Source organism: Streptomyces sp. NPDC050528 (genome assembly GCF_044457795.1).
Classification (GTDB): Bacteria; Actinomycetota; Actinomycetes; order Streptomycetales; family Streptomycetaceae; genus Streptomyces.
In genome coordinates, this window is record NZ_JBITHH010000006.1 from 73,114 (window position 1) to 92,201 (window position 19,088).

At 70.7% G+C, this 19,088-nt stretch carries 17 protein-coding genes and 1 pseudogene; 9 read left to right on the forward strand and 9 right to left on the reverse strand.

Going from position 1 to position 19,088, the window contains the following annotated elements; all coding sequences use genetic code 11:
- Positions 1-21: 21 nt before the first annotated feature.
- The 4 genes and pseudogenes from ACIBK4_RS21895 to ACIBK4_RS21910 form a co-directional block, all read right to left on the reverse strand.
- Positions 22-882 (reverse strand): LLM class flavin-dependent oxidoreductase, encoded by an 861-nt coding sequence (locus tag ACIBK4_RS21895; RefSeq protein WP_398996584.1) that lies wholly within the window; start codon positions 880-882, stop codon positions 22-24.
- 48 nt (positions 883-930) lie between these two features.
- On the reverse strand, positions 931-2,127 hold the full coding sequence (locus ACIBK4_RS21900) for a damage-control phosphatase ARMT1 family protein (RefSeq protein WP_398996586.1): 1,197 nt from the start codon (positions 2,125-2,127) through the stop codon (positions 931-933).
- Between the two features lie 22 nt (positions 2,128-2,149).
- Positions 2,150-2,797: a ScbR family autoregulator-binding transcription factor gene (locus ACIBK4_RS21905; RefSeq protein ID WP_398996588.1), complete on the reverse strand. Its 648-nt coding sequence runs from the start codon at positions 2,795-2,797 to the stop codon at positions 2,150-2,152.
- 337 nt (positions 2,798-3,134) lie between these two features.
- Positions 3,135-4,598, reverse strand: a pseudogene (locus tag ACIBK4_RS21910) (S8 family peptidase); the annotation flags it as partial.
- Positions 4,599-4,936: 338 nt separating this feature from the next.
- On the opposite strand from ACIBK4_RS21910, the gene ACIBK4_RS21915 reads away from it, so the two are divergent.
- On the forward strand, positions 4,937-5,881 hold the full coding sequence (locus tag ACIBK4_RS21915) for a lytic polysaccharide monooxygenase (RefSeq protein ID WP_398996590.1): 945 nt from the start codon (positions 4,937-4,939) through the stop codon (positions 5,879-5,881).
- Between the two features lie 66 nt (positions 5,882-5,947).
- On the opposite strand, the gene ACIBK4_RS21920 is transcribed toward ACIBK4_RS21915, so the two are convergent.
- On the reverse strand, positions 5,948-6,598 hold the full coding sequence (locus ACIBK4_RS21920; protein WP_398996592.1) for a Tat pathway signal sequence domain protein: 651 nt from the start codon (positions 6,596-6,598) through the stop codon (positions 5,948-5,950).
- A 712-nt stretch (positions 6,599-7,310) separates the two neighbouring features.
- Here ACIBK4_RS21920 and ACIBK4_RS21925 point away from each other — a divergent pair.
- Both ACIBK4_RS21925 and ACIBK4_RS21930 read left to right on the forward strand, forming a co-directional pair.
- On the forward strand, positions 7,311-8,009 hold the full coding sequence (locus tag ACIBK4_RS21925; RefSeq protein ID WP_398996594.1) for a DUF6230 family protein: 699 nt from the start codon (positions 7,311-7,313) through the stop codon (positions 8,007-8,009).
- On the forward strand, positions 8,009-8,464 hold the full coding sequence (locus ACIBK4_RS21930; protein WP_398996596.1) for a DUF6114 domain-containing protein: 456 nt from the start codon (positions 8,009-8,011) through the stop codon (positions 8,462-8,464). Before ACIBK4_RS21925 ends, ACIBK4_RS21930 begins: the two co-directional genes overlap by 1 nt.
- 226 nt (positions 8,465-8,690) lie before the next feature.
- Here ACIBK4_RS21930 and tatA read toward each other — a convergent pair whose 3' ends face one another.
- From tatA to ACIBK4_RS21945, 3 genes are read right to left on the reverse strand one after another with little or no spacing between them, the layout of a single operon-like run.
- Complete coding sequence (tatA, locus tag ACIBK4_RS21935; protein WP_398996598.1) at positions 8,691-8,963, reverse strand: Sec-independent protein translocase subunit TatA; 273 nt, start codon at positions 8,961-8,963, stop codon at positions 8,691-8,693.
- A 31-nt stretch (positions 8,964-8,994) separates the two neighbouring features.
- Positions 8,995-11,472 carry an HAD-IC family P-type ATPase gene (locus ACIBK4_RS21940; RefSeq protein ID WP_398996600.1) on the reverse strand — a complete coding sequence of 826 codons (2,478 nt, stop codon included), beginning with the start codon at positions 11,470-11,472 and terminating at the stop codon, positions 8,995-8,997.
- Positions 11,462-11,818 (reverse strand): ArsR/SmtB family transcription factor, encoded by a 357-nt coding sequence (locus ACIBK4_RS21945; RefSeq protein WP_398996602.1) that lies wholly within the window; start codon positions 11,816-11,818, stop codon positions 11,462-11,464. Before ACIBK4_RS21945 ends, ACIBK4_RS21940 begins: the two co-directional genes overlap by 11 nt.
- A 147-nt stretch (positions 11,819-11,965) precedes the next feature.
- Between ACIBK4_RS21945 and ACIBK4_RS21950 the strand changes: the two genes are divergently transcribed.
- The 6 genes from ACIBK4_RS21950 (at position 11,966) to ACIBK4_RS21975 (ending at position 17,544) form a co-directional block, all read left to right on the forward strand.
- Entirely contained in the window at positions 11,966-12,421 is a 456-nt protein-coding gene (locus tag ACIBK4_RS21950; RefSeq protein ID WP_033281474.1) for a tellurite resistance TerB family protein, read from the forward strand.
- A 262-nt stretch (positions 12,422-12,683) separates the two neighbouring features.
- Complete coding sequence (locus ACIBK4_RS21955; protein ID WP_398996605.1) at positions 12,684-13,697, forward strand: substrate-binding domain-containing protein; 1,014 nt, start codon at positions 12,684-12,686, stop codon at positions 13,695-13,697.
- A 39-nt stretch (positions 13,698-13,736) separates the two neighbouring features.
- Entirely contained in the window at positions 13,737-16,136 is a 2,400-nt protein-coding gene (locus ACIBK4_RS21960; RefSeq protein WP_398996607.1) for a nitrate- and nitrite sensing domain-containing protein, read from the forward strand.
- 11 nt (positions 16,137-16,147) lie between these two features.
- Positions 16,148-16,579: a roadblock/LC7 domain-containing protein gene (locus ACIBK4_RS21965; protein ID WP_362974363.1), complete on the forward strand. Its 432-nt coding sequence runs from the start codon at positions 16,148-16,150 to the stop codon at positions 16,577-16,579.
- Between the two features lies 1 nt (position 16,580).
- Positions 16,581-16,940 (forward strand): DUF742 domain-containing protein, encoded by a 360-nt coding sequence (locus ACIBK4_RS21970; protein ID WP_398996610.1) that lies wholly within the window; start codon positions 16,581-16,583, stop codon positions 16,938-16,940.
- Entirely contained in the window at positions 16,927-17,544 is a 618-nt protein-coding gene (locus ACIBK4_RS21975) for an ATP/GTP-binding protein (protein WP_019062797.1), read from the forward strand. Before ACIBK4_RS21970 ends, ACIBK4_RS21975 begins: the two co-directional genes overlap by 14 nt.
- Here ACIBK4_RS21975 and ACIBK4_RS21980 read toward each other — a convergent pair.
- Complete coding sequence (locus ACIBK4_RS21980) at positions 17,525-19,033, reverse strand: M81 family metallopeptidase (protein WP_398996612.1); 1,509 nt, start codon at positions 19,031-19,033, stop codon at positions 17,525-17,527. The genes ACIBK4_RS21975 and ACIBK4_RS21980 overlap by 20 nt on opposite strands.
- Between the last annotated feature and the right edge of the window lie 55 nt (positions 19,034-19,088).

The window sequence follows — 19,088 nt, forward strand, 5'->3', positions numbered from 1 at the left end:
ACACGCGTGTCGGACAAAGATTCACGCTTTGGAAAAATGCGAAACCAGTTCCTCGCCGACCCACGCGAGCGCGTCCGGCAGCGCCTCCGTGGCCACCGGCAGCCACAGCGACGCGGAGACGAGCCCGACGTCGGACAGCCGGCCCAGCTCGTCCCGTACGTTCTCGGCGCTCGCGTCGTCCCCGCCCAGCGGCCGGCCCGGCACCTTCACCGACGGAGTGAACCCGGGCGGTACGAGGAACAGCCCCGCCGTCAGCCCCAACGTCCCCGGATCGCGGCCCACTTCGTCGCCGAGCACGTCCAGCCGCGCCCGTACTCCGGTGAGCGCCTCGGCGTCGACGCCGGACCCGTGCCACGCGTCGCCGAACCGCAGGGCCCGGCGCAGTGCCGCGTCGCTCTGTCCGCCGATCCACACCCGCGGACCGCCCTCGGTGCGCGGCAGCACCCCGAGCCGCGGCGCACCCTCGCCGCGCCACAACTGCCGTACGAGAGCGAGCTGTTCGTCCATCCGGTGGCCCCGGCCCGCGAACGGGACGCCTACGGCCGCGAACTCCTCGGCGTCCCAGCCGGTGCCGACGCCCAGGGTGAAACGGCCTCCGGAGAGGCGGTCGAGGGTGGCGGTCTGGTGGGCCAGGACGAGCGGGTTGTACAGCGGCAGGACCAGGACGCTGGTGACCAGCCCGATCCGCCGGGTCGCCCCGGCGATCGCGGCCAGCAGGATCAGCGGGTCCGGGGTCACGCCCGACGCGCCGGCCACCGCGTGGCCGCTCGCGAAGACATGGTCGAGTCCCAACTCCTCGGCCCTGACGGCGGTTTGGAGGACGTCGTCCAACTCCCCCTCGGTGTCGGGCCACAGCCGGTGCGGTGCCACTCCGATACGCATCTCGGTCGTACTCCCCTCGTGCGACAGGAACGTCGGTCACCGACCCAACTACACGACGCGCGCCGAGGACACCCCCCGCACCTGGATCAGCGCATGCGTGCCGCCCGTGCGCCAGAGTTGCCCCTCCGCCGCGACCAGCGCGGTCTCCGTGCCGGCGTCCAGGCCCGTGATCACGTCGGACTTGAGGGTGCGCAGGGCGGCCACCGGGCCCGGGAAGCAGGCGGTGACGTCCGCGAACGACGTCGTGGGCGCCCAGAGGCAATCGCCCACCAGGCGGCGGTAGTTGAGGTCGCCCTTCATGATCGTGAGGGTGGCCGCGGCGAACTCGGCGCGGAGGTCGGCGGGCATGTCGGCGTACGGCAGCGGGGCGCAGGAGAAGGGGTGGGCGCGCACGGTGAGGCGGCCGTCCGCCAGGGCCGACCAGAGGCCGCGGCCGTACGTCGCCGCCGCACCCGGCGCTCCGACGAGGCGGTGCAGGGCGTCGACCACGTCGGCGGTCGTGGCGTCGGAGACGTAGTACGGGTGCGGCTTGATGTGCAACACCGCGCGTTCGACGCGCCGTTGGTCGAGGAGGTGGGCCAACAGCAGCAGATCGGGGATGAGTTCGCGGCCCGCGTTGTCGGCGACGAGGCAGAGGGTGCCGGTGCCGGAGAGGAGGGACCAGAGCCGTTCGCTGTCGTCGGCGACCAGGGCCGGGACCGGGGTCGGGGCCTCGGCCGTTCCCGCTGCCGAGAAGCGGAAGCCGAGGTCCGCGCGGTTGCCCCAAAGGGAGCCGTGGAGAAGGGAGTTGGCGCGTTCCTCCGGCGGCTTGGTCTCCAGTTCGTCGAGTGCGGCGAGTTCCTCGTCCGTCTCGGGGGCGTCGAGTTCGGCGCGCTTGAAGGGGCGGAACGGGTCGATGCCCTGCCAGGCGCCGGGGCCGAAGTAGCCGACGGCTTCGAGGAGTTGGCGGTAGAAGTAGCTCTCGGACCAGAGCCAGGGGACGTCGTACCAGGGCTGTCCGGCGTACTTGTCGGTGCCCCACGCCGCCCATTGGTCACGGTCGGGGGCGCCAGGAGGGAGGGGTTCGATCGTGCCCTCGGTGCAGTTCTCGAGGAGGGCGTCGAGGGCGCGGTGCTGCTCGGGGCCGTAGGGGAAGGCGTCGCGTACCTGGTGGATGATCGCGGGGTGCCGTTCGGCCAGCACGCTGCGGGGGAACGAGCCGGGCTCGTTGCCGAGGATCACGGGCGCGGTGGGGGTGTCGGGCATGCGGCTCACCGTACCGGGCGGGTCAGTCGGCTTCGATCTCCCGCTCCAGACGCGCCGCGAGGCTGAGATAGCGGGCGCGGCGGGGCACGGGGACCAGGCCGCGGATCACCAGGTGCCACATCTCGGCGGTTCTGCGCGGCTGTAACGCGACCGGTTCGAGGGTGCGGCCCACGACGCGGATGCCCACGAAGAGGCCGACGAGGGTGCGGGCCACCGCGTCCACGTCGGTGTCGGGGTGGGCGTCGGCCTCCGCGACCGCGCCGGTGAGTTTGCGGGAGGCGATGTCGACCCACTCGGTGAAGGGGTGCGGCATCGGGGGCCGGACCTCGATCTCCCCCGCGGCGAGCCGGAGTCCGGCGCGCGGGATGGGGCCCTCGACGGCCAGGCGGGTCATGCCGAACGTGACACGTATCAACGTCTCCAGTGAGGAGTAGCCCCTGTCGTCCATCTCCTTGGAGAGTCGGCGCGAGGCCGTGGCCTGCATCTCCAGGATGGTGTGGGCCAGGTCTTCCTTGGCCGCGAAGTGGAAGTACAGGGCGCCCTTGGTGACCTGGGCTTGGTCGACGATGTCGCTCAGGCTGGTGGATTCATAGCCCTGCCGGTCGAACAGCTCGGCGGCGGCCGTGATGATCGTTGTGCGGGTCTGTTCGGCCCGTAGCTGCCTCACCATCGACTGAAACACTCCCGATGAAGGAAAAACAACGGCCCATGCCGTTTTTTTCTTACCCCCTGTACACAGTAGCTCACCGTACGGCGGTGTCGACCTTGCACTCGAAGACCGCCAACACCCCTCACGTTCCCATCACTTGCGCCTCTGTGTCCCCCGAGCCCCGACTCTTGACCACTTTCGGTGGCTGTGGCACGTGTCAGCGCCGGTTCCCGGCCAAACAGAAGACCGACCGCCCCGGTGAGGCGCCCCTGGGGACGCGCCTCACCTTACGGGTCAGTCGGTCTGTTTCTGTGAACACCCTGTGCCGCAGGGCCTGTTGCCGGAGCGTGCGCTACGAACCGTTGAGGGCGCCGGCGCTCACTGCTTGCACGGTCTTGGCCGCGTCCGCGAGTCCCGCGCCGCAGCCGCCGGAGCAACTGCCGGGCAGGGCGCGGGCATTGGCCTTGATGGCCGCCTCGATCCGGGCCGGGGTGAGCGTGGAGTCGGCGGACTTCATGAGCGCGACCAGGCCCGCGATGTGCGGGGTGGCCATGCTGGTGCCCTGGTAGTAGGCGTACGACTCGGTGGACGGCGTCTTGGTGCCGGAGTTCAGCGTGGAGTAGATGCCGTTGGCGGTGCCAGTACTTGTCTGGCCACCCGGGGCCGAGATGTCCACGGCGGAACCGTAGTTGGAGTAGGACGCCTTGGCGCCGGCGCGGTTGGTGGCGGCGACCGAGATGACGTTGGCGCAGTTGCCCGGGGAGTGGTTCGCGACGTTGTCGTTGTCGTTCCCGGCGGCGACGACGACTGTCGTACCCCGGTTCACGGCGGCGGTGATCGCGCTCTGGGTGGCCGAGGTGCAGGCGCCGTCGCCGCCCAGGCTCATGTTGATGACCTTGGCGATGTTGGCGTTGGCGGGGACGCCGGAGACAGTGCCGCCCGACGCCCAGGTGATGGCGTCGATGATGTCGGAGTCGTAGCCGCCGCACTTGCCGAGGACGCGCAGCGGGGAGATCTTCGCGCCGTAGGCGATGCCCGCGATGCCCTTGCTGTTGTTGGTGGCCGCGGCGATGGTGCCGGCGACATGGGTGCCGTGCCAGGAGGAGGGGCTGGCCGGGATGCCCGCGCCGCACTCGTTGGCGGCGTAGTAGTCGCCGGGGTCGGCCGGGTTGCTGTCGCGCCCGTTGCCGTCGACGGACACGGCGGTGTCGCTGATGAAGTCGTAGCCGGCGACGATGTTCGCGGCGAGGTCGGAGTGCGTGACGTAACCGGTGTCGATGACGGCGACGGTGACCCCGCTGCCGGTCGACGTCGGCCACGCGGCGGGCACGTTCATCCCGGCCGTGGACTCGAAGAGGTCCCACTGCTTGCTGTACCCGGTGTCGTTCGGGTCGGCCTGCGGGGTGTTCAGCCGGTCCGGTACGACGTAGGAGACCTGCGGGTCGGATCTGAACTCGGCGATGACGTCGGCGACTTCGGTGGTGCTGTGCGCGTCGCCGAGGCCGACGAGGGCGGCGCCGGTGCCGAGGCGGCGCTCGAAGTCGACGCTCTCGCCGGTCTGTTGGCCCTTGGCGGTGGCGTCGGCCTCGGCGGCCCGGTTCGAACTCGCTTCTGCGGCACCGGACTTGTAGCCGACGATGAGGCGCTCGGCGAGGGCGCCGGGGGCGGCCTCGGTCTGTCCGGACAGGGCCGGGGCGGCGGCCTGGGTGGGGGGCACCTGGGCGACGGCGGCCGAGGTGGCGACCGTGGCGAGGAGGGCCGCGGAGGCCGCGGCGACGGATATCAGGGTCCGTCCGGTGGGGAATGCCTTGGGAGTGCGCAAGGGCTTGCCTTTCGTGGCCGTACTCCGCGCAGCGCGGAGCGGCGGTCGATGCGCTTCGCCGTCGAAGCGGTGGGGGGTCGAGCCGAAGAGCGCCGGGCGCGGGCGGCTGCCACAACAGGGGTTGCCTGTGGGTCAGCTGTGGTCAAACGATAGGCAAAGAGAAGGTCATAGGGATACGGGGGAAACCCTCGATCAGGCCGGAAACCACCCCTGATTGTCGGGCAGTTGACCGGAAACGTCCTGGTTCACGGCGGCGAGGAGGCGGACTGAACGCGCCGGGCCTGGTTCCCGTATTGCACGAACAGACCGTTCCCGCCCCGGCCGAGGAGACGATCCGGATGTCCCGGACGACCGCACATCGCACCGCCATGGCGGCCGCCGCCACCGCTCCGCTGCTGCTCACCGTCTGGGCGGCGGGTCCGGCGCAGGCGCACGGGGCGCCGACGTATCCGGTCAGCCGGGTCTACGCCTGCTCACCGCAGGGCGGCAGCCAGGCCGGTTCGGCCGCGTGCAAGGCGGCGATCGCCGCGAACGGGGCGCCCTTCACCTACTGGGACAACCTCCGGGTCCCCGACATCAACGGCCGCGACCGGCAGTTGATCCCCGACGGGAAGCTGTGCAGCGGTGGCCTGTCCGACTACAAGGGGCTCAACCTCGCCCGCACCGACTGGCCGTCGACGCGACTGACCCCGGGGGCGAAGCTGACGATGACGTACGCGTCGACGATCGCGCACACCGGCACGTTCAAGTTGTATCTGACGAAGGCCGGTTACGACGCGTCGAAGCCGCTCACCTGGTCCGACCTGCCGACGACGCCGTTCGCCGAGGTGAAGGACCCGCCGCTGACCGGCGGCGCGTACCGCATCAAGGCGACCCTGCCGACGGGCCGGACCGGACGCCAACTGATCTACACCATCTGGCAGAACAGCAGTACCGAGGACACCTATTACTCGTGCTCGGACGTGGTGTTCCCCGGGGGCACCGCCGCTTCGCCGACGCCCAAGACAGGGACGGCCGGGTCGAAGGGGAAGACGGCGAGCCCGTCGTCGTCCGCGACCAAGTCCCCTGCCGCGGCGAGCAGTTCGGCGAAGGCACCGGCATCGGCCACGGCCCAGAAGGCGTCCCCGGCCGAGGAGAGCACCACGCCGGGCAGCAGCCCGGTGGCGTCCGACACCGATGCCGCGTCCAGTGGCCCTTCGGCGCCCATGATGGCGGGCGGCGCCGCCGCGGTGCTCGTACTCACCGGGGGCGCCGCCCTGGCCCTGCGACTGCGTCGACGCTGACCTCCAACTCGACGCGTACAGGCCCTATTTGCTCACTGGTCGACCTGTTTCGAGGTCGGCTCTCCTCTAGTTGGTGTAGACCGGCACGCCGCCGTCCGTCACCGGGGCGTACTTCGCGGTGAAGTAGCCGGCGCTGAAGCACAGGGACGAGCCGGAGGTCTTGGTGAAGGCCTGGCTGGTGAAGTTGATGCTGGTGTCGGTGTTGCTCGCCGTGCCGGTCAGGCTGGGCGCCTGGTAGACGCAGGTGATGCTGCCCAGCAGGGTGGTCAGCTTGACCGTGGTCTGGATGGTGGAACCGCTGGCCGGGGTGACGGTCAGGGTGCCGTCCGAGACGGCCGCGGTGGTGTACGGCAGGTTGTCGACCGTGATGCTGGTGACACCGGTGACGCCGAGGACGTTGCTCGTGCAGCTGCTGCTGTCGAAGCTCTGCCCGGAGACGGACTCGGTGGCGGTGCCCGGCGCGGTCGGGTTGTCGGTGACGGTCGCCGTGAACTGGGACGTCGTGCACTTGATGCCGCTGGTACCGGTCGCGCTGGAGTACAGGGTGGCGGTGGTGCCGGTGGCCAGGGGCGCGGTCAGCACATCGCCGACGGCGACGGCGGTACCGCCGAGGCTGCCGGTGGTGAGCACGGTGTCGGCCGCCGACGCCGGGGCGATGAAGGGGAGGGTGAGCGCGGCGACGGAGCCGACGAGGGTGAGGACGGTGCGAGTGCGCATGCGGGTGTACCTCTTCTTTCGAAGTGGAGGGTCGAACCGGGGGGTTCTCGGGGGGTGGGGGAACTGGGGGTTGAGGGCGCGAGCCACCGCCGTCTGCCGTGGCGCGAGCCACCGCCGCCGGCCGGCGTGAGTTCGCCGCCGCCGGCCCGTGACGCCTTCTCCGTACGTGACGGGCCGGGGCGGCAGCCTGCCGGTGACCGGCCGGAGGCCCGCGGGGGTTGAGGGTCTCCGGCCGGGCCGGGCGGTGGGGCGGACGGCACGACCAAGGGGGGAAGCGGCCGTGCCGGGCCGCGGGGTTCGGACTCTGCGGGCGTGAAGTGCCCTGGTGGAAAGGGAAGTCCGGGAACGCGGCTCGTGCCGCGCGGCGGATCCGGCGCCACGGATCCGGCAAACAAGGGAGAGTTGTAGACCTGAGTGTCCGTCAACGTCAAGGCATGCAGGCCAAGTTGATGTACAAGTCGAGGCTTTGCGGAAGTCCGGGAAGGGCTTGCCTCACAGGTGGCGCATGACCAACACCCTTTTTTCACAACTCCCTTGACCCTCGAATGTAACCCCCGGTAACTTCTTCGACGGCTACTGCTGCGTAACCTGAAAGCCCTTGCACCCGCCGGGAGTTGCGAGGAGGGCTGCGCCGCACTCGCTGTCCGCGCCAGGACAACGCGCCACTTCGATATCGACTCGCGTTGAACCAGAGCAGCACATGGGAGCAGACATGGCCGAGTCCCCGGACATTTCGTCCGCCGACAACACGCCTGAGAACCCGGGAAGCGGTTCTCTTTCCGAAACACCAGACACCACCGGGGGCACCGGAGGGACACCAAGACGGGGACGGGTCCGGGGCCGCCGGGCCGCCGTGATGGCCGTCCCGGCCACCGCGGTCCTCGCCGGCCTCGCGATCCTGACCGCCCAGGGGGCACTCGGGGTGTCGCTGTACATCTCCGGCATGCCCTTCACGGTCACCGCCAAGTCGCTCGACGGCACCGGCTTCGAGCAGTTCGGTGCGCTCGACCACATGATCAAGGACAGCCCGAACGCCGGTGACACCGGCGGCGATGTGCTGGTCGTCACCTCCGCGATCAAGAAGGCGACGCTGGACAGCCTGTGCCAGAGTGTCGACCTCGGCGGCGTCAACCTGCTCATCAAGGCGGGCAGCGGCTCGTCGAAGGTGCAGGCGAACGATCTGACCACCGACTCGACCCTGTTGTCGGGCGACGCGTCGTTCAACAACATCGAGATCGGCAACGACGCGAGCACCCTCGACAAGGCCGGGGTCCAGGGACCGCCGGGCGTCTTCAGCCAGCAGGCCGACACCGTGCACATCGACAACCTGCGGCAGACCAACTACAAGACGACCGCTGGGACGTTCACGCTTCCCGGCCTGAAACTCAGCTTCAGCGACACGGGTTGCTGATGTCCGGCACAGACACTCCGGATCAGGGGTGGCGGCCCGCCTTCCGTAGTTGGCGGGCCCATCGGCCCTTCCTCGGCGGCCTGCTGCTGACCCTGGGCGGCTGCTGGATCCTGCTCACCGAGAAGGCATCCCTGGCGGTCATCATCCATGTCGGCATGCAGGGTGTGGCGGGCTATCTGCTGCCGGCGGTCATGGTGCTGTGCGGCCTGCTGACCCTCTTCAGCCCCTCGCAACGCCTCTTCTACTCCGTCGTCGGCATCCTGTGCTCCCTGGGCAGCTGGGTCACCTCCAACCTGGGCGGCTTCTTCGTCGGCCTCATCCTCGGGGCCGTCGGCAGCTGCATGATCTTCGGCTGGCTGCCGGACCAGGAACCGCGGGTGAGCCGGCGCAAGCGGCGCGAGGCCGCGCGGGCTGCCGCGCAGGGCATCGGGGACGGTGCGGGAGAGCCGGCCTGAATCCGCGCAAGAGGCGGGCCGACGACCCTCGGTCCGCCTCTTCCCCATGTTCGGGCCAGAGACTGTTCAGTCCGGCAGAACCGCGCCGGTTCCCTGCAGCTCCCGCAGCATGTCGACCTGCTCGGCCAGGTCCGCCGACGCTTTGTCGACGATGAGTACCGTGCCGCGGCGGCCGGACACTCCGAAGACATGGATCTGCGTACGGAGACGAGTCCGCTCGATGGCCTCAGCCGGCCGTGCCGGTCGGCTCGGGGGCCGTCCTGGGCTCCGGCTGTGCGGGGGTCGCGGCCGGCTCCGTCGCCTTCTGCACCGACGTCGGCTCCGCCGGCGCCGCGGTGGCCAGGTCGTCGGTCTTCATCGCCTTCGCCTCGCTCTTGAGGATGCGCATCGACTTGCCCAGTCCGCGCGCGGCCTCGGGAAGCTTCTTCGAGCCGAACAGCAGGATGACGACGATCGCCACGACCAGCAGGTGCCAAGGTTCCAGTCCGTTGCGGAGCATGACCGCGCCCTCTCTTCCCTCACAACAGTTGCTATGTTGCGCAACTGTACAACCCTGAGGTGGCTCGGAGACCCCTCAGGGCCAGGGCATACACACCGAGCACGGCGGCCAGCAGCAGGTAGTACGGGAGGGCCAGCGCCGTCATGCCGAGCGCCCCGCCCAGCGGACTCAGCGGCAGCAGCACGCCTGCGGCGGCGAGCGCGGCGGCGGCCCGCCCCACCGGGCCCGGCGTACCGCCCCCGGTCCGCAGGAGCAGCATCACCAGCGCCTGGGTGAGCAGGTTCTCGGTGAACCAGGCCGAGTGGAACAGCACTTCGTCGTCCACGGCGTCCGGACCGCGCAGCGCGAGCGCCAGCACCGCGAAGGTGGCGAGGTCGGCGACCGCGTTCAGCACCCCGAACCCGGTGATGAACCGCAGGAACGCCCGCGGCCGCAGCACGGTCGGGCGGCGCAGCGCCTCGGCGCCGGGACGGTCGTGGGCGAAGGCCAGTTGGGCCGCGTCGAAGCAGAGGTTCTGGGCGAGGACCTGGGCCGGGAGCATCGGCAGGAAGGGCAGCAGCAGGCCGGCGGCGAGCATCGCGATGACGTTGCCGAGGTTCGAGGAGAGCGTGATCCGCAGATACGAGGCGATGTTCGCGCTGCTGTGCCGCCCGGCCGTGACCGCGTGCCGGATCGCGGCGAGGTCCTTGCCGGCGAGCACGACGTCGGCGGCCTCCCGCGCCACGTCCACGGCGGCCCGGGGTGCGATCCCGACGTCGGCGGCGCGCAGCGCGGGCACGTCGTTCAGCCCGTCCCCGAGGAAGCCGACCGTGTGGCCGGCGGCGCGCAGTGCGGTGACCGCGCGGGCCTTGTCCTGGGGCGTGCAGCGCGCGGCGACCCGCACCTCCCCCGGCGCCAGCCCCAGCTCCCGGCACACCCGCGCCGCCGTGGCCGGATGGTCCCCCGTGAGGATCCGCACGCCGATCCCCAGGTCGGCGAGCGCCCGTAGCGCTTCTCCGGCATCCGGGTTCAGGGCGTCGTGGAACGTCACCAACCCCCGGAAGACCAGGCCGCGTTCATCGGCCGGGCCGTAGCCACGCGCGCGGGCGGGACGTTCGGCGGTGGCGACCGCCAGCAGCCGCAGCCCGGACTCCGCCTCCCGCCCGGCCAGGCCCAACAGCCGCTCGCGCTCGGCCTGTTCGAGCACGCACCGCTCCAGTACGTCCTCCACCGCGCCCTTGACGATCAGCGTGTGCGTGCCGAGCGCCTCCCCCCGCACCACCGCCGTCGCGAGCCGCCGTACCGGATCGAAAGGCACCGCCCCGACCCCGTCGTACGTCTCCCCCACCGGCCCCGCCGCCTCCAGGAGCGCCTCGTCGAGCGCGTCCGGCACGGGTGCCTCGGCGAGCTGGAGGGTCCACCAGGCGGCTGTGGCGGCCAGGCGCAGGACATCCGGGTCGTCGAGGCCGTCGGGGCCCAGGGCGCGTTCCACGACCGGGCGGTCCTGGGTGAGGGTGCCGGTCTTGTCGAGGCAGAGGACGTCCACGGCGCCGAGGTCGTGCAGCGCGGGGAGCCGTCGGACGACGACGCCGTGCGTACGGGCGAGCAGCGCGGCCCCGCGCGCGAGGCACGTCGTGACGATCACCGGGAGCATCTCGGGCGTCAGCCCGACCGCCACCGCGACGGCGAACGGCAGCGTCGCCAGACCCCGCCCGCGCAGCGCCGCGTTGGCCATCAGGACCAGCGGGGGCGTCAGCAGCATGAACCGGATCAGCACCCACGAAATCCCGTGCACGGACCGGTCGAACGCGCTCGCCTCCCGCCGCACCGGCCCCTCGTGCGCGGCCGCGAACCGGGTCCGCGCCCCCGTCGCCACCACCACCGCCGTCGCACTCCCCGACACGACCCCGCTGCCCTGAAAGCACAACTCCGGCCGCGCGAACGGCCCTTCGTCCGCCACCCCGGGCAGCTCCACGGCCGCCTTGGCGACCGGCGCGGACTCGCCGGTGAGGGCGGCCTGGTGCACGGTGAGTCCGGTCGCGCGCAGCAGTCGTACGTCGGCGGGGACGAGGTCGCCCGGCCCGAGCCGGATCACATCGCCCGGCACCAGCTCGGCGACCGGTGTCTCCCGGGCCCGTACCGGGGCGTCGGCGTCCGTACGGCGCAGCACGCTCGCGGTGGCGCCGACCAGCTCGCGCAGGTCGTGCAGGGAGCGGTCGGCCCGGTGCTCCCCACTGGTGCGCAGCGCGCAGCTCACCGCGACCAGGGCGAGGATCACCGCTGCGGTGCCCCAGGAGGCGACGAGCGCCGAGACCAGTCCGAGGCAGAGCAGGACGGCGGTGAAGGGGTCGCGCAGGCTGCGCAGGAAGAGGCGGGGCCAGGAGGTCGTACGGCGCTGGGGGACCGTGTTCTCGCCGGTGGCCGCGAGCCGGGCGGCGGCCTCCGGGTCGGTCAGTCCGCGCGGGCCGGTGTCGAGGTGCCGTAGCACCTGGAGCGGGGTGTGCCGGTGGGCGGCGGTGTCAGAGGCCACGGAGTCGGGGGGCGGGCAGGTCGGAGCGCTCGGCGCGGGCGCCGATGCGGGTGACCGCGAGCCGGACGACGTCGACCACGTCGGGGTCGTCGACGAAGTACACCTGGCGGCGGCCCTCGCGGCGGGACCGGACCAGGCCGGCGAGCTTGAGTTTGGTGAGGTGCTGGCTGACCGCGGGCAGCGCGCCGCCGACCCGCTCCGCGAGCCCGGTGACATCGCTCTCGCCCTGCGCCAGCGCCCACACGATGTGCAGCCGGGCGGGCGAGGCCAGCAGCCCGAAGGCCGCGGCGGCGTCCGCGAGCACGTCGGCGGACGGGTCCTCGAAGCCGCTGCCGGCTGCCGTCACCGTGCTCGCCTCCCGTCCCTGGCCGGTCCCGTTCGTGAACCGCCCAGTCTAGGCGGCCGGAACTTCTCCCCGGTCCGGGGAGTTTCCACGGTGCCGCAGACGCACGACTGTCCACGTGACGCACGACTTACTACAGATGGAGTTCGCATGGCCCTGTGGGACCGCTTCAAGGAGTCCGCGTCGACGATGCAGACCCAGCTCGTGGCGAAGAAGAACGACCTGAAGAGCGGGGCGTTCCGCGACGCGAGCATGGCGATGTGCGCGCTCGTGGCCGCCGCCGACGGCACGGTCGATCCGTCGGAGCGGCAGCGCGTCGCCCAGCTCATCGCGAGCAACGAGGTGCTGCAGAACTTCGACGCGACGGACCTCCAGCGCCGTTTCGACGAGAACCTGAACAAGCTGACGGCCGACTTCGCGTTCGGCAAGGTCAGCGTGTTGCAGGAGATCGCCAAGGCGAAGAAGAAGCCCGCCGAGGCGCGTGCCGTGATCCAGATCGGCATCGTGATCGGCGGCGCGGACGGCGACTTCGACAAGACCGAGCAGGCCGTGGTCCGCGAGGCCTGCTTCTCGCTCGACCTGCCGCCGCACGAGTTCGACCTCTGACCGGCCCTCATCCCCACCTCTGCGGCAACGGCCCGTCTGCTCTTATGTAACCTTCACATCTCCGGCAACTCCCGTACGCCGCCGAGATGATCACAATGCGGCAGCAACAACTCACTCCATGTCGCTGCTCACTTGACTACCAGCGGTCACACGCGATTGGCTCCGGCCCAACGGGAGTAACCCGGTCGGCGCACCTCATACGGCTCCGAGCGCACTCTCCCCGTCCTCAGGCTCGGCCGCACAGCGAGGTGCCGCACCCCCCATGACCACTCCACCCTCATCGCACGCCCCCTCCCGACGCATACGCGGCACGGCGCTCACCGTCGCCGTGGCGGGCTCCCTGCTGCTCTCCGGCTGCTCGTTGAGCGTCGGTTCCGACTCCGGCAAGGACACGACCGGTGCCGCGCACACCGGTCGGCTCAAGATCGCGCTGGTCACCCACGCGAGCAAGGGCGACGCCTTCTGGCAGTTGGTGCAGAAGGGCGCCGAGGCCGCCGCGGCCAAGGACGACGTCGACCTGACGTACGCGAGCGACCCCGACGCCACCGGGCAGGCGGAGCTGGTGCGGGACTCGATCAAGGACGGGGTCGACGGCATCGCGCTGACGCTCGCCAAACCGGACGCGATGAAGGCACCCATCAAGGAGGCCAAGGCCGCCGACATCCCGGTGGTCGGCCTCAACTCCGGTATCGATTCATGGCAGTCGGAGGGCGTCCTGGAGTTCTTCGGGCAGGACGAGAGCGTCGCGGGCCGCGCCGTCGGCCAGAAACTCGACGCCCTCCAGGCCAAGCACGCCCTGTGCGTGATCCACGAGCGGGGCAATGTCGCCCTGGAGGCACGCTGCGCGGGCGTCAAGAAGGCGTTCACCGGCGAGACCGACATGCTCTACGTGGACGGCACCGACATGGACGCCGTGTCCGCGGGGGTCACGGACCGGCTGAAGCAGGACCCCAGCATCGACGAAGTGGTCATGATGGGCGCCGATTTCGCACTGGCGGCGGTCAAGTCCGTGAAGGCGGCGGGCAGCAAGGCCAAGGTCGCGACCTTCGACCTCAACCAGGACCTGGTCAGGGCCGTGCAGAACGGGAACATTCAGTTCGCCGTCGATCAACAGCCGTATCTGCAAGGCTATCTGGCCGTGGACTCGTTGTGGCTGTACAAGACCAACGGCAACATCAGTGGCGGCGGGGCGGCTCCCGTGCTCACCGGCCCGGCGTTCGTGACGAAGACGAACGTCGGCGCGGTCGCGAAGTTCGCGGCCAACGGAACGCGCTGACCGGACACTTCGTACGAGGATGTAGCGAGGACGACCACGATGTCTCCACGGACAGGTGCCCGGCGCCGCGTCGGTTCCATACGTCTTTCCCTGATCCTGCTCGCCCTGGTCCCCAGCGTCACGCTGGCCGCCATGTGGGGCGTGACGACGACCCAGATGTTCGCGGAGGGTCTACGGCTGCGCTCCCAGACGGAGTTGAGCAGGTCGACCGGCGCCATGGGCACCGAGGCCGCGCTGGCGCTCCAGAAGGAGCGCAGCCTCTCGGCGGCGTGGATGGCCAACCCCCATGGCTCCGAAGCGGCGTTGGAGGCCCAGCGCACGGCGACGGACAAGGCGGTGGCCCAACTCGTGGGCCAGTCGGGCGCGATCAAGAAGGCGCCCACCCGCATCAGGGACCGGATGTACTCGGTCGTCGCGTCGGTCGACAGCCTGGAGTACTACCGCAGCCAGGTGGACAAGCCCACCGACATCACGGCCCAGCAGGTGCTGGACCAGTACACCGCGATCATCGACGACCAGATCCAGGCCTTCCAGGAGCTGTCCCAGGTCGACGACGGCGACCTCACCTCGCAGGCGGAACCGCTCGTCGCCCTGGAGCACGGCGCCGAGCTGGTCTCCCAGGAGGACGCGCAGCTGACGCTGGCCTGGCACTCCGGGCACCTCGACAACGAGTCGTGGGAACGGTTCGCCCAACTGGTGCACGCCCGGCGCTGGTTGGTCGAGGACCAGATCGCCACCGGGTTCCAGGGCGCCACCAAGACGAAGATCGAGCACGTTCTGCAGAGCGTCGAGTGGAGCACCCTGGAGTCCGTGGAGGACGCGGTGCTCCGGGCCGGTACGGCGGGCAAGGCCGATCCCGACGACGGCTCGGCCGGCCGGATCGCGCTGCCCGCCGAGCAGAAGCAGTGGAACGCGGCCCTGTCCCAAGTCGCCGACCAGTACACGGCGTTGATCCGCCAGCAGACGTCCGGACTCCTCGACCGCAGCTCCGACAAGGCCCACAACCTGCTCGTCACGGCCGCCTCGCTGAGCGCCGGCGGACTCGCCGCCCTGCTGCTGTGCGTGGGCATGTCCTGGCGGATCACCCGCTCCCTGTCCCGCCGGCTGCGCGGCCTGAAGATCGCCACCCTGGGCCTCGCCGAGGACCGACTCCCCGATGTGGTCGCCCGGTTGAACCGGGGCGAGAAGATCGACGTCGAGTCGGCGACCCCGCCCCTGGACTACGGAAACGACGAACTCGGCCAGGTGGCCCAGGCGTTCAACACCGCGCAGCGCACCGCCGTGCACACCGCGGTCGAACTCGCCGACACCCGGCGGGGTTTCCAGAAGGTCATCCTCGGCATCGCGCGACAGAGCCAGAACCTGGTCAACCTCCAGCTCACCAAGCTCGACCAGCTGGAGCGCCGGCACGACGACCCCGAGGTCCTGCGCGGCCTGTACGAACTGGACTCCACCGCAAGCCAGTTGCGCCGCTACGAGGAGAACCTCGTCGTCATCAGCGGCGAGCAGCCGCGCCGCAGCTGGACCGAGCCGGTCGCGCTGATCGACATCCTGCGCAGCGCCGTCGGTGAGGTCGCCGAGTACCAGCGGGTGGAGGTGCACACCGAGGAGGAGGTGTGCCTGGCGCCGCCCGCGGTCGCGGACGTGATCCACCTGCTGGCCGAGCTGATCGACAACGCGACCGTGTACTCCCCCGCGCCGAGCCCGGTCGGGGTGCGGGCGGCCATGGTCGCCAAGGGACTCGTCATCGAGGTCGAGGACCGCGGCCTCGGCATGTCGGAGGAGGACTACGCCTCGCTCAACGAACAGCTGGCGGTGGCCCCGCAGTTCGACGTGGTCGCCCTCGCCGACGACCTGCGGCTCGGCATGTTCGTGATCTCCCGGCTCGCCACCCGGCACCGCATCGCGGTGACCCTGCGCTCCTCGCCGTACGGCGGCACGACCGCGATCGTGCTCATCCCGCACGACATCGTCGTACCCGAGCCGGCCGACGAGTCCGCGCCGGGTGCCGCACGGAACGTCGACGCCACCGAAGCCGACGAGGTCGCGGGCGGCACCGGGGCCGGGGCGGCGAAGAAGGCCGCGGCGTTGGCCGAGCGGGCGGGCAGGGTGCCGAGTCCGGTGGCCGAGAGCCTGCCGGGCATTCCCCCGGCCCGCTCGCCCGAGCCCGAACCGGTCACCGCCGGATTGGGCGGGCTGACCCCATTGCCGCGGCGGGTGCCGCAGACCAGTCTGGCCAGTGAGTTGCGGGAGGAGGCCGGGGCGGTCGAGGAGGACACGGAGCTGGAAGACTTCACCGCGGAGCGTGCGGCCTCCTCGCTGGCCGGGTTCCAGCGCGGCACGTTCCAGGCGCGGGACTCCATCGACGACGACGCGCCCTCGCAGTACGACCGGGAGGAAGCAGCAGCCTCCCCCAATCCGCCCGCCGACCGCTCATGAAGGACTCCGCCATGACACGACCCGTCCCCGCCACGCACACCCAGCTCGACCAGTTGCTCACCGGACTCGTGGACCGGGTGGCCGAGGTGAACCAGGCCGTCGTGCTGTCCGAGGACGGGCTGGTCGTCAGCAAGTCCACCGGGTTCCTGCGCGACGACGCCGAGCGGCTCGCGGCCACCGCGTCCGGGCTGATGAGCCTCAGCAAGGGGGTCAGCATGGACTTCCGGGGCGGTCCGGTGCGCCAGGCGCTGATCGAGATGGCGAACAGCTATCTGATCCTCACCGCGGCGGGCCCCGGCGCCCATCTGGTCGTCCTGACCGGTCCGGGCGCGGACGTCGGGGTCGTGGCGTACCAGATGAACATGCTGGTGAAGAAGATAGGCGAGCATCTCAGCGCCGCACCGCGGGCCAACGTCGGCCCCGCGGCCGGCTCCGGCGAGTGAGGTGAGCGGTGGCGACGCGGCGGGGCGGCTCGTACGGCCGTTCACGCTGACCGGTGGCAGAACCCGGCCCAGCCGCGCCGATTTCACCCTCATCACCACGGTGACCGCGGTCGATCCGGCGCCCACGCGGGCACCCCGGCCACAGCCGGAGCAGGCCCGCATCCTGCGGTTGTGCGCCGAGCCGCTGGCGGTGGCGGAGGTCGCCGCTCTTGTCGACCTTCCGGTGAGCGTGGTAGTGATCATGCTTTGCGATCTGCTGGAGGCGGGCCTGATCACGGCCCGGCCACCGCACCCGGTCTCCCGTACCAGCCCGGACATGGACCTGCTGCAGAAAGTGAGGGAGGGCCTTGGCCGGCTCTGACACCATCGCTCCGGCACCCGCGCCGCCGGAGACGGTCAAGATCCTGATCGCGGGGGGCTTCGGCGTCGGCAAGACCACCATGGTCGGTTCGGTGAGCGAGATCGCGCCGCTGCGCACCGAGGAACCGCTGACCGTGGCGGGCCTCGCCGTCGACGACCTCGACGGCATCGAGGAGAAACGGGCCACCACCGTGGCCCTGGACTTCGGCCGCATCACCATCGGCCAGGACCTGGTGCTCTACCTGTTCGGCACCCCGGGCCAGCAGCGCTTCTGGTTCATGTGGAACGACCTCGCCCTCGGCGCGCTGGGCGCGGTCGTCCTGATCGACGTCCGCCGCCCGAAGTCCAGCTTCGCGGCCGTCGACTTCTTCGAACGCCGTGGCATCCCGTTCGTGGTGGGCGTGAACGGCTTCTACGGCGAACACCCCTACCCCGCGGAGGCGGTGCGCGAGGCGCTGGCCCTCCCCGAGGACGTCCGCGTGCTGCTCTGCGACGCCCGTGAGCGCGACTCGTGCCGGAACGTACTGATCGCGCTGCTCGACCAGTTGATAGCCGCCGCCATCGAGGACGGGGGCGGCGGCAAGCTCACTCGTCCGCCCCGGTGAGCGGCTCGTCGGACGCGGCGACGACCCGGGCCGTGAGGTCCGGGTCGGGCATGTCCCGGTCGAAGGGGAACATCGGCCGCCGGATGCGGTGATGGCCGAGCCGGGTCAGGTCCTGGTCCACCCCTCCCGGGGTGAGCGCCATCTTCCAGTCGGCGGCCATGGCGAAGAGTTCGGGTTCGAGATAGCCGATCTTGACGAGCACGAGGTCGGCGTTGCGCGGGTCCAACTCCAGGTCGGTGAAGTCGTGTTCGTGGTGGTACGGCTTCCGGAGCCGGGTCAGGACGACGTGCACGCTCCCCACTCTGAGGACCACCTCGGTCTCCGCGTCCCGGTCGCCGTGCCGGATCGAGTGGACAACTCCGGTGAGGGTGAGGGGGCTTGCGTGGCGGTCGTCCACCTCGGCGCCCGCTGTGACGGTGACGGTGGCGCCCACACCGGCTTCTACGGCGGTGGCTACGGCGGCCGGGCCGGGCAGCGACGCGTAGATGACCGTAGGGCCGCTCTCGTCCTTGAACTCCGGGCGTTCCAGGACCTGTTGGAGGCCCCAGGTGACGTCGCCCGCGCCGCCGGCCGTTGGGTTGTCGCCGGTGTCGCTGATGAAGTACGGGCGGGCGAGGGAAGCGAGGGCCTCGTCCAGGCAGTCGGTCAGGGTGCCGGTCGGGGCCACGAACTCGAAGTCGTGCCTTGCCTCCCAGAAGCCGCGGGCCAACTGTTCTGCGCCGGCTCGGACTTGGGGCTCTGACGGGCCGGTCACGACGACTGCGGCGCGGTTGCGGGGCTCGTCCGCCCAGGCGTAGCCGACCCAGATCGCCGCGTCGGTGACTCCCTCGGTTGCTTCTACTTTTTCCACGGCCGCGTAGACGCTCTTCGCCGGTTCGATGCGGGTGGAGGTCTGTTCGCCTGCGAGGAGTACCGGGACCGGGATCCAGGCCTTGACCGGGCGGGGGGCGCCGCTTGTCAGGAGGGCTACGAGGTTGCGGGCGGCGCGTTCCTTTGTGTCCATGGCGTCCTCGTGGGGGGCCATGCGGTAGCAGGTGATCAGGTCGCTCTGGTGGACCAGTTCTCGGGAGACGTTGCCGTGCAGGTCCATGGAGGTGGACACGCGGGTTTCTGGACCTACGGTCTCTCGGATGCGGGTGAGGAGGAGGGCTTCGGCGTCGTCTATGCCCTCTACTGTCATCGCGCCGTGGATGTCGTACCAGAGGCCGTCTACCGGACCCAACTGCCGTAGCCGTGCGATGAGTTCGTCGGTGAGCTCTGTGTACGCGGCTGCCGTTACTGTGCCGCCGGGGAGGGCCTTGCCTACGAGGGCGCCTTGCCAGTCCGCGGCTTCCCGGAGGGGGGTGCCGGGGGCCAGGAAGGGGTAGCGGGTGAGGACTTCGGGGCCGCGTTGGGGGTGGAAGGCCGGGGCTTCTGTGCGGGCTGGGGAAAAGGTTGAGGACTCGATGCCTAGGCCGGCGATTGCGATGGTGGGGCGGGATGAAGGCACGGGTTCTCCAAGTCGTGTGTTGTCTGCGGATTCGTTGTGGCTGGTCGCGCAGTTC

Coding starts and splice junctions, on each gene's coding strand:
- ACIBK4_RS21920 (WP_398996592.1), bottom strand. CDS start 6,598: ATGCGCACTCGCACCGTCCTCACCCTCGTCGGCTCCGTCGCCGCGCTC.
- ACIBK4_RS21930 (WP_398996596.1), top strand. CDS start 8,009: ATGTCCGGCACAGACACTCCGGATCAGGGGTGGCGGCCCGCCTTCCGT.
- ACIBK4_RS21905 (WP_398996588.1), bottom strand. CDS start 2,797: ATGGTGAGGCAGCTACGGGCCGAACAGACCCGCACAACGATCATCACG.
- ACIBK4_RS21950 (WP_033281474.1), top strand. CDS start 11,966: ATGGCCCTGTGGGACCGCTTCAAGGAGTCCGCGTCGACGATGCAGACC.
- ACIBK4_RS21900 (WP_398996586.1), bottom strand. CDS start 2,127: ATGCCCGACACCCCCACCGCGCCCGTGATCCTCGGCAACGAGCCCGGC.
- ACIBK4_RS21955 (WP_398996605.1), top strand. CDS start 12,684: ATGACCACTCCACCCTCATCGCACGCCCCCTCCCGACGCATACGCGGC.
- ACIBK4_RS21925 (WP_398996594.1), top strand. CDS start 7,311: ATGGCCGAGTCCCCGGACATTTCGTCCGCCGACAACACGCCTGAGAAC.
- ACIBK4_RS21915 (WP_398996590.1), top strand. CDS start 4,937: ATGTCCCGGACGACCGCACATCGCACCGCCATGGCGGCCGCCGCCACC.
- ACIBK4_RS21965 (WP_362974363.1), top strand. CDS start 16,148: ATGACACGACCCGTCCCCGCCACGCACACCCAGCTCGACCAGTTGCTC.
- ACIBK4_RS21960 (WP_398996607.1), top strand. CDS start 13,737: ATGTCTCCACGGACAGGTGCCCGGCGCCGCGTCGGTTCCATACGTCTT.
- tatA (WP_398996598.1), bottom strand. CDS start 8,963: ATGCTCCGCAACGGACTGGAACCTTGGCACCTGCTGGTCGTGGCGATC.
- ACIBK4_RS21895 (WP_398996584.1), bottom strand. CDS start 882: ATGCGTATCGGAGTGGCACCGCACCGGCTGTGGCCCGACACCGAGGGG.